The 9,632-nt window shown below is 56.1% G+C and carries 4 protein-coding genes; 3 read left to right on the top strand and 1 reads right to left on the bottom strand.

What is annotated here, in order from left to right:
* The coding region (locus H6A60_RS14055) for a MerR family DNA-binding transcriptional regulator (RefSeq protein WP_205103386.1) at window positions 1-109 on the bottom strand (109 nt) is incomplete at its 3' end.
* 779 nt (window positions 110-888) lie between these two features.
* Between H6A60_RS14055 and H6A60_RS09975 the strand changes: the two genes are divergently transcribed.
* The 3 genes from H6A60_RS09975 (at window position 889) to H6A60_RS09965 (ending at window position 9,564) form a co-directional block, all read left to right on the top strand.
* Window positions 889-3,333 carry a DMSO/selenate family reductase complex A subunit gene (locus tag H6A60_RS09975; protein ID WP_239477704.1) on the top strand — a complete coding sequence of 815 codons (2,445 nt, stop codon included), beginning with the start codon at window positions 889-891 and terminating at the stop codon, window positions 3,331-3,333.
* 18 nt (window positions 3,334-3,351) lie between these two features.
* A complete protein-coding gene (locus H6A60_RS09970; RefSeq protein WP_205104144.1) occupies window positions 3,352-3,942 on the top strand; it encodes a DMSO/selenate family reductase complex B subunit in 591 nt (196 codons plus the stop codon).
* A 636-nt stretch (window positions 3,943-4,578) separates the two neighbouring features.
* Complete coding sequence (locus tag H6A60_RS09965; RefSeq protein ID WP_205104142.1) at window positions 4,579-9,564, top strand: autotransporter outer membrane beta-barrel domain-containing protein; 4,986 nt, start codon at window positions 4,579-4,581, stop codon at window positions 9,562-9,564.
* Window positions 9,565-9,632 lie beyond the last annotated feature (68 nt).

Raw genomic sequence — 9,632 nt, 5'->3', positions numbered from 1 at the left:
CGCCGAATGTACGGCAGGCGACCTTGATCAGACCGCGTTGGGCCCAGCGCCTGATCGTACTGGGAGAAACACCGTAGTGCTTGGCGATAATGCCAATCGAGCAGAGCATAGAAGTCCCCCTGGTAGTTTCGGAAGACTTCTCTTCAACTAGTTTAACCCCGTTGACGTGCACCTTTATTGGCAGTGTGCGGCGATCCGCTCAACGCTTCTCGAGCGCCTCACGGAAGCGGTGCTGCGCGCGAGTGCGCGTCATCTTGAGGTGCGCTGAAGATACGCGAGCAGTCGTCACGGACGCAGCAAAAAATGCCGTTCCCTGTCGACGCTTTGTCCTGCGCCGCTGCGGGCAACACGTAGGGCGCCCGCTCGGGTTGCGGTACGTTCGCTTGGTGCGAACGGCGTTCGATATGGGGAAAGCAGCTTCCCGAATAACGGAAACCTCGGTCGAATGAAGAATCGGATGCCGTTTGATGCATTCGAACGGCTTCTCTCGCAAGCGCTTTGGGTCGGTATGCATCGGGCGCGATTTACGCATCATTTTGGAAAGTTCCGTGTTTCGTTAGTTTTCAGGCGATTATGAGAAATGAGCGAAGACACCGTGAAAGGACGTAAAGACAAACCGTTATGGCGATTTAGGGAAAACGATTTGGTGTTTGGGATATGGTAATCTCAGTAAATACCCCAAATAAACTGGCAGCAAAATGCAATAAAAAACGACGCCGACAAGCATCAACCTCCCTTGGCCCGACACTCGCTCAAAGCCCGCGCAGCCGTTGCGTCGTTCTTTCTCCGTCTGTCCCGATCCAATCCCAAACCGCTTCTTTTGCTGCTTGACGCGGACGGTTGCTGCTTGTACGTGCGTTTTCCTTCTCCCAAGGAGACCTGAATCTCATGATTTCCAGAAGAAGCTTTCTGCGCAGTTCGGCACTTCTCGGTACGGCCGCGGGCTTTACGGCGACGCCGTTGAGCCAGGCCGTTGCCGCCGCTGCGGCCGACATCGAAACCGTCACGTGGTCGGCCTGCTCGATCAACTGCGGCAGCCGCTGCCTTTTGCGCTGCGCCTCAAAGAACGGACGCGTGATCCGCATTGAAACGGACAACACGGGCGACCCGCATGCGGGCGTGGCCGACGGCAAGTTCCCGCAGGTTCGCGCCTGCCATCGCGGCCGCTCGATGCGCCAGCGCCTCTACGCCCCCGAACGCCTCAAGTACCCGATGAAGCGCGTCGGCCGCCGCGGCGAAGGCAAGTTCGAGCGCATCACGTGGGAACAGGCGCTCGACGAAATCAGCGCGCGCTTGAAAGATACGATCAAGAAGCACACGAACGAATCCATTCTCCTGATGCACGGTTCGGGCAATTACAGCCTCTTCAATAACCGCAACTGCACGTTCCGATTCTTCAATCTCATCGGCGGCAACATCGGCTGGTATTCCGACTACTCGGCCGCGTGCATCCAGAACATCTGGCCCTACATGTTCGGCGGCTTCAACTATGGGGCCGTGCGCTCGAACAACCCGGGCGTCGGCTCCTACATGAGCCAGATCAAGAACGCGAAGCTCTACGTCACCTTCGGCAACAACCCTGCCGTGACGCGCGCATCCGGGGGCGGTCAGACATGGGAACTCGCCGAAGCCCTGCGCTTGGGCGGCGCCCGCATGGTCGTCATTGACCCGATCCGCACGGACTCGCTCGCCGGCCGCGATGCCGAGTGGGTGCCGATCCGTCCGGGCACGGACGCGGCGCTCGCCGCGGGCATGGCCTACGTCATGATCCGGGAGAATCTCGTTGACCAGGCGTTCCTCGACAAGTACTGCGTGGGCTACGACGAAAAGACGCTGCCGAAGTCCGCACCGAAGGGGAGCGACTACAAGTCCTACATCCTCGGCAAGGGCCCCGACGCGACGCCGAAGACCCCCGAATGGGCTTCGCGCATCACGAACGTTCCCGTTGAAACGATCGAGCGCCTCGCGCGCGAAATCGCGACGACGAAGCCCACCTTCATTTCGCAGGGTTGGGGGCCGCAGCGCCGCATGAACGGTGAAACGCAATCGACTTCGATCGCGATGCTTGCGCTCTTGACCGGCCAGGTGGGGCTTCCGGGCACCAACACGGGTGCCCGCGAAGGCGACTCGTACGGCATCGACACGGGCTTCCCCACCGGGAAGAACCCCGTGAAGGCCTCGTTCCCGGTGTTCCTGTGGCCTAAGGCCGTCGTCGACGCGAAGTCGCTCACGGCAAAGAACGCCGCCGTGCGCGGCGTCGACCACCTCACGCACAACATCAAGTTCATCTGGAATACGCAGGGCAACACCCTCATCAATCAGCACGGCGGCATCAATGCGCTGCGGAAGATCCTTGAGGACGAGTCGCTTGTTGAAACGATTGTCGTTGTCGACAACCAGATGACGCCGAGCGCAAAGTTTGCCGACTTCGTGCTTCCCGACACGATGAACCAGGAAATCGACGACCTCGAGGCGGACGCTTACGCGGTCGGCGACTACAACTACATCGTCGCCTGCCCGAAGGCTGCGTCGATCGAGTGGGAGCAGCGCCCGAACTGGGAAATCATGCGTGAAATGGCCAAGCGCTTCGGTGTTGAAGACGCCTACACGGAAGGTCGCACCTATGCCGAGTGGCTGCGCTGGGGTTACGAAGAGACGCTCAAAAAGGCGAAGAGCCTCGCCGATGCCGACAAGTTCCCGAGCTTTGATAAGTTCTGGGCCGAAGGCGTCGTCAAGTATCGCATGGGCGACGACGACGGCATTGTTTTGAAGGCCTTCCGCGAGGATCCGGTGAAGAATCCGCTCCCGACCCCGTCGGGCAAGATCGAGATCTACTCCGAGCGTTTGGCCGAGATTGCGCGCACGTGGGAGCTCCCGAAGGAAAAGGGCCAGGAAATCCACCCGATTCCGCAGTTCATTGCAACGAAGGAAATGCGCGGCCAGGGCGACCCGACCGAAGCGAAGTATCCGCTTGAAGCCTACGGCTACCATGGCGCAGGCCGCACGCACTCGACGTATCACAACGTGCCGTGGCTGCGCGCGGCGCACCCGGACCGTCTGATGATCAACCCCGTGGACGCGAAGCCGCGCGGCATTGAGACGGGCGACAAGGTGCGTGTCTTCAACGACCGCGGCGAACTCGAAATCGAAGCGTTCGTGACGAACCGCATCATTCCGCACCTTGTGGCGATGCCGCAGGGCGCTTGGTACTCGCCCGACGAAAAGGGCGTCGACAAGGGTGCGTGCATCAACACGCTCACGATGCTCGACGCGACGCCGCTCGCCAAGGGCAATCCCTCGCATACGAATCTCGTTGAAGTCAAAAAGCTCTAAGACAGGGGACAGACAGAAATGAAGCAATACGGTTTTTATTTCGATGCCGCCCGCTGCACGGGCTGCAAGGCTTGCCAGATTGCCTGCGCCGACAAGAACGGCCTTGAGGACGGGCGCTTTTTCCGCAACGTTCTTCCGTACGAATCGGGTGCCTGGCGCGAAGACCGCATGACGGGCGCTTGGCACCAGGACATCTTCCACGGCTACGTGTCGGTGTCGTGCAACCACTGCGACGATCCCGCGTGCGTGAAGGTGTGCCCGACGAAGGCGCACGCGAAGCACCCGGAATTGGGCGGCCTCGTTCTTATCGACCGCAACAAGTGCATCGGTTGCGGCGCGTGCATGTTCGCGTGCCCGTACCATGCGCCGAAGCTCGACAAGAACGCCAAGAAGATGACGAAGTGCGACGCCTGCGTCGACCGCATCAGCAAGGGCGGCATGCCCGTTTGCGTTGAGGCGTGCACGCAGCGTGCGCTCGACTTCGGCTACGTCGACGAGCTTCGCGCGAAGTACGGCGAAGGCGCTCACATCGTGCCGCTTCCGTCGCCCTCGAAGACGAAGCCCAACCTCGTGATCAATCCGGCGATCGGGTCGGAGATCGTGAAGTAAAACGACAGACGTTCTTCGACGACATTTGATGCGCTCACTTGCGTGAGCTATTGCACCGGTCGGGTTTGTGCTCGGCCGGTGCTTCTTTGTGTGCGCCGAGAAGCGCAAGATCGACGGATTGGCTTCGTAATGAGAGCCGACTGCTAAGAAGAAAACTCGCTCTGTGCTCCATAAACAAAGTGAAAAATGTTTTGATGATATGGGGGGATCTATTAAGGCATTAAATCGAAAAGGTAGAAATCCTTTTTTACATTTAATATTTTCTGTTGTTTATTGTATTATCTATAAATAGGTAATTTTGGTTAACAGGGTCAAGCGGGATACTGATTAACAGGGCTTTTAAAGAGTTTCTTCCTCTGACTTATGGTTATCAAAAATATTTATATACGACGTAAACAAGATTAAATTGCGGAAAGCTTACCGTCTCAAAGCGAACGAAGAAATACTTTGAAATATTTAAAATTTTCCAAATTCGATTTTGAAGTCCACTTTTTTATACAAATAGAGATGACGAAGCTAATCGCTTTAACCAATTCCAGATTGAGTGTCGCCATTAACGATGCTTTAAAGCACATTTGTGCACATGGGGGGGGGGGCGAAAACCCTTGCTTAAGGGTTTTAGCTACTACTTCGCTTTTGTCGGCAAGCCTGGCTGTCTCGTCGATTGCCAGTGCTGTCGAAACTTCCTTCGATCAGATCACAGGCGGTTCCCATACATGGGGAGGTGACATCATCGTTAGCACGGGGAGTGATGCTGCCATTTTGGGTGGTGAGAACGCCATCACCATTACGGTGACGGGCAACGCGAGCGAAGCGGGCAACCTGGTGCTCACGGTTGATGATGCGCACGGCGTCCGTTCGAGCCTCGATGATAAGTCAAGCATCAACGTTACAGCCGAGGGCGATATCACCATCACGGCGAATGGGACGGACAGCGACAAAAACGGCGACGGCGTCAATGTCGAAAGTTCGAATAAGGGCAGTCTGACTTTTTCAGCCGGTAATTCCTTCGTCATTAATGCGGAATCGAACTCGGGCGACGGCATCTACGTTGGGGAGGAAAGTGCCGGCGACATTCAGATTCGGGCCAATCAGGACGAACAAAGTGCTTCGACGGACAAAGGAATTTTCATTAACGCGGAAAACAACGGTGTCGATCATCGAGGCGCTCAGAAGGTCGAGCTCGAGTCGAACAACGGCGGCAGCAACCGCATCGTCACGGTGAGCGGTGACGGGCTGCGCAATGTCGGGACGGGCACCATTAACCTCAAAGGATCGGCCAATACGATCCTGGCTGGCGACAACGGTATTCAGGCGAATGGTGGCAGAGTCACGTCAAAAGGCGACTACAACATCATCTACGGTGAAACCAACGGCATTGAAAATACCGATGGCGCTGTCGAAGTCACGGCCACATACGACAACATCATTGCCGGCGACCAGAATGGCATTTATGCGCACGGTTCTCAACCTGTAACGGTTACGGCCGGTCGCGACAACGTTATTGGTCGAATTCAGCTTACGGATGGTGATGTTGTTACGTCGACGTACGGCATCCGCAGTGATGGCGGCCATATCAGCCTGGCAGCTGGTAGAGTCAACTCCATTTACGGCACGCAGTATGGCATCCAAGCACAGGGCGGTTCCGTGTTAACGGTTAGTGGAACCACAAACATCAATGTGACTCAGACTGAGGGAAGCACGACGGATGTTTACGGGGTTTCTCTAGGTTACGGCTATAATTCGCCTGCTGAACTCACGGTAAGCGGCAGCTCTGAAAAAACGGCTGACTTCAATATTTCGACCAGCGGAAGTACCGGATCGGTTTATGGTTTGGGACTTAATGCGAAGTCTTCTTTCACGGCCAACGAGAATGTGCGGAATTTCGCCATTCTCGTTGCGAATGAAGGCACGGGTTTCGCTAAAGGCATTGACAATGCAAGGGGTTCCGTTAATGTGACAGCCAATCAAGTAAGGATTGATGTTTCATCTGCGGGTACTTCAAGCATTTCGGGCATTGAAAGTACCAACTCTTCAGCAGAAACGAATATCTCGGCTGGATATATTGAAATCAATGCATATTCGACCGGCGAAGAGCAATCCGGTTCGACCGCCCTTACTATTTATAGCGGATCTTCTCTGAAGCTTGATTCGGGTAGTTCAATTGTTATCAATAACAGTGAATACAATGAATCCGGCTGGGCTTATGGAACTGGTATTCATCTTTCGGATGGCGCTCGCGTTGAACTGATCGCTGCAAAGAGCAATATCGTCAATGGGGTTACCGGCATCTATGCCACGTCGTCCAATCCGACGCCGGGCGGCGGTTTGGATCCTAACAAGAACAGTACTGTTACGCTCAGTGCTCGCAGTCAGAATGTGATCAATGCTCAAACGTTCGGCATCCGGGCTCAGAGTGTCGGTACGAGCGATATCGGTACGCGCATCAATTTGTACGCCGATCAGAACCTAATCAACGTAACGGCTGATAAGAACTTCAAGACCTGGTCAACCGGCATTGAGGCAACCGACAATGCTGCTGTAAATCTTGCGGCTGATGCCGAGGGCAATGCCAACTCGCTCACGCAAATTTTCGTTGAGAGTGCTCACGAAGATGCAATGGCACTTCGCGGCATAACGGCTGAGCGTGCTGGTGTGGTCAAGTCCAACTCCGACGCTTTTGTTCTTCGGTTGATCGATACTGTTCAGAGAAAGGATGCCCAGAACTCCAATACTGCGTATACAAATGCGGGCATCAGAGGGTATGACCGAGGTGACGTCGACATCACGGCTGGTAACGTTGACATCGAGGTTGATAACGGTCGGGGGGCATGGCTCGAATATTCGTCGAACTTGGACATTGAGGCAGACAACATCGCTATTGATACGCACCTGACCAATGAAAAGCTCACGCAATCAGGCAGTGTTATTTACGCGTATGCCAATTCAACAGCGTCACTCAATGCGGGAAATGAAGTTTCTCTCGGTTCGGAAGGCGTTTATGCAATTTGGACGACTTGGGGTTCCAGCGTTGAATTGATATCGAATCTCAATCGAATTGATGTCGATGGCTACGATGCGATTCGATCTGAAAAGTTCTGGCAGGGTTCCAAGGCGATAACTACTCTCAGTGGCAGTAGCGGCAATATCGTCTTTGCCGATGCGCAGGAGGTTACCGTAGATAATCAGGCAGAACTCTTTGGTACTAAAGCAGTCATAAGTGCGGGCGAGTCGAGCGTTGTCACCCTTCAAGCTGGGCAGGCAAACTATCTCTTCGGCGCGGTCTATGCCAACGATGGTGAATTGATCGGAGTGGCAGAGCAGGACGGCACGACGGTGACGATCGGCGGCCTCAACGGGTCCAGGCCGAATAACGTGGTGTACTCGTATGCTGCCATTGCAAATGCCGGCGATCTGCAGGATGAAAAAGCCTTTGTAGGCAAGGACGTGATCTCTGCCCTTTACGCTGAAGGTGCCGGGAGCTCCATCACGCTCGACGGTCGCAACATCATCCGTACGTACGCTGACAACTTGAACGAGGATCAGCTCGAGCGCACGGTCTGGGCTTACGACAGCGCCGACATCACGCTGCACGGCTGGACTTCCATTTCGACGGACCGTTACGAAACGAGTCCGAACAGCCTGGACATCGCCATCGCTGCCGGCACGGCCGTCAACCTAACTTCAGACCTCGTGAATGCACCTGTTGCTGACCGTGCTGTCGTCACGCTTGAATACGACACGTTCGGATCGAACGGTGAACCGCAGCGCATCAGCAACATCACGGGCGACATTCTTGCGGCTTATGCCGGTCAGGTCGATATCTATGCTGCCGATGGCTCGGGCGCTGGCATCAACATTAAAGGCAATCTCCTCTCCGGCAACAACGGCGTCCTCAACGTTGACCTCGGTACGGGCGGCACGCTTACGGGTCGTGCGGACGACTACGGCGACGCTGGCGTGGTCGAAGAAGGTAGCGACCATGCTAATAGTCCATTCTTCAATCCGGCTTTCAGTTCCGAAATTTTCAAGGGCGGTGAAGTAAACCTCACGATGGGGGCGAACTCTCGCTGGAACGTGACGGGCCAGAGCTGGATCACGCGCATTACCGGTACGACCGGTGCGATTGACGACAAAACGCCGGTAATCGACCTGATTTCCGCGAACACGGACCGCAACGAGCATGCACATGCGCTCACGGTCTATCAGCTCAACGGAAACGCCGTCTTCAATATGAGTCTTGACGCCGACCGCGATGTGAGCGACATGCTCTACATCAAGCAGGCCAACGGCGAATATCTGATCAATGTGGTCGACGCGGTCACGCACCAGGACATGTACGCCGACGGCTTCGATGGTCTGCGCTTCGCGACGGTCGGGAAGGGCTCGAACGTCAAGTTCCGCGCGATCACGTATGACCAGGGCGTCAACAATGTCGAGTACGAAATCGGTATCGATGCCTACGACGGCAACGATGAAAATCATGCCTATAACGGCGGCACGGATGGCGTTACCCAAGGCAAGCCCGGCTCCGGCCTCGTTGACGACTTCTTCGATACCGAAGGCACGCCCGGCGTTGACGCGAGCAACGGCACAATGATGCTCGCCGAGGGCGACGGCACAGATTCGGAAACGGGAAACACCGACAGCGGCTATGAGTCCGTGGAAGACACGACGAACTTCAAGCTGATCGGCCGCACCGGCGGGTCGACGTCGGACGCCGGCCGCACGATCATCAACATGTCCCGCGCCAACTACGCGCAAGCCGTCTATCTCGACACGCTCAATAAGCGCCAGGGCGAAATGCGCTTCAGTGCCGGAAAGGATGACGGCCTCTGGGCGCGCATCCGCTACGACAGCATCGGTCAGCGCTCGGCCTTTGACATCGACAATACGATGATCGAAGTCGGTACCGATACGCTCGCGCGCAAGGATAAGGGCGAATTCCACACGGGCTTCGCGCTCGACTACATGACGGGCGACACGGACTACCACGGCGTCAAGGGCGAGGGCAACATTGACCGCTACGGCGCCTGGTTCTATACGACGTGGCTCGGCGACGAGGGCGAGTACTACGACTTTGTCGTGAAGTACGGTCACCTCGAGAACGATTTCGAGATTTATGCGCCCACCACCGGCGAAAAGATTACCGCCTCCTACGACAACGAAGTGCTGTCCGCTTCGCTCGAATACGGCAAAAAGTACCAGAACGATCATCGCTGGTACGTCGAGCCGCAGATGCAGGTCCAGTATGCGTACGTGACGAGCGACACCTACGAAACCTCGCAGGGCTCCGAAGTGCGTCTTGACGCGATTCAGAGCTTGATCGGCCGCGTTGGCCTTCGTCTCGGGAAGGACTTCGAAACCGAAAAGCCGATGACCTTCTACGTGCGCGGCGACATCATGCATGAATTCCTGGGCGACCAGGACATCTATGCGGCCGACGCCACGGGGACGATGCACGAGCTCTATGAGAACGAAGGCACGTGGTACAGCGCCGGTGCCGGCTTCTCCTTCAAGACGACGGAAGATCTCTACATGTTCCTCGAAGCGGAAAAGGTGTTCGGCAATTCCAACACCGGTACCTACACCGTCTCGGGCGGCATCAAGTACTTCTTCTGACCTGAACCGCAACGGGTGCGCGAAATGCGCATCCGTACCGAGCGGCGTGTGCTCCCGGGGGGCTTTTT

Origin of the sequence: Sutterella massiliensis (assembly GCF_016899755.1) — a bacterium.
In the GTDB taxonomy this organism is placed as follows: Bacteria; Pseudomonadota; Gammaproteobacteria; order Burkholderiales; family Burkholderiaceae_F; genus Sutterella; species Sutterella massiliensis.
The sequence above is the reverse complement of the archived record's forward strand: the minus strand, read 5'-3'. Positions and strand labels throughout refer to the sequence as shown.

What these genes read in the sequence shown, in the direction of transcription:
- H6A60_RS09975 (WP_239477704.1), top strand. Translation starts at nt 889, where the DNA reads ATGATTTCCAGAAGAAGCTTTCTGCGCAGTTCGGCACTTCTCGGTACG.
- H6A60_RS09970 (WP_205104144.1), top strand. Translation starts at nt 3,352, where the DNA reads ATGAAGCAATACGGTTTTTATTTCGATGCCGCCCGCTGCACGGGCTGC.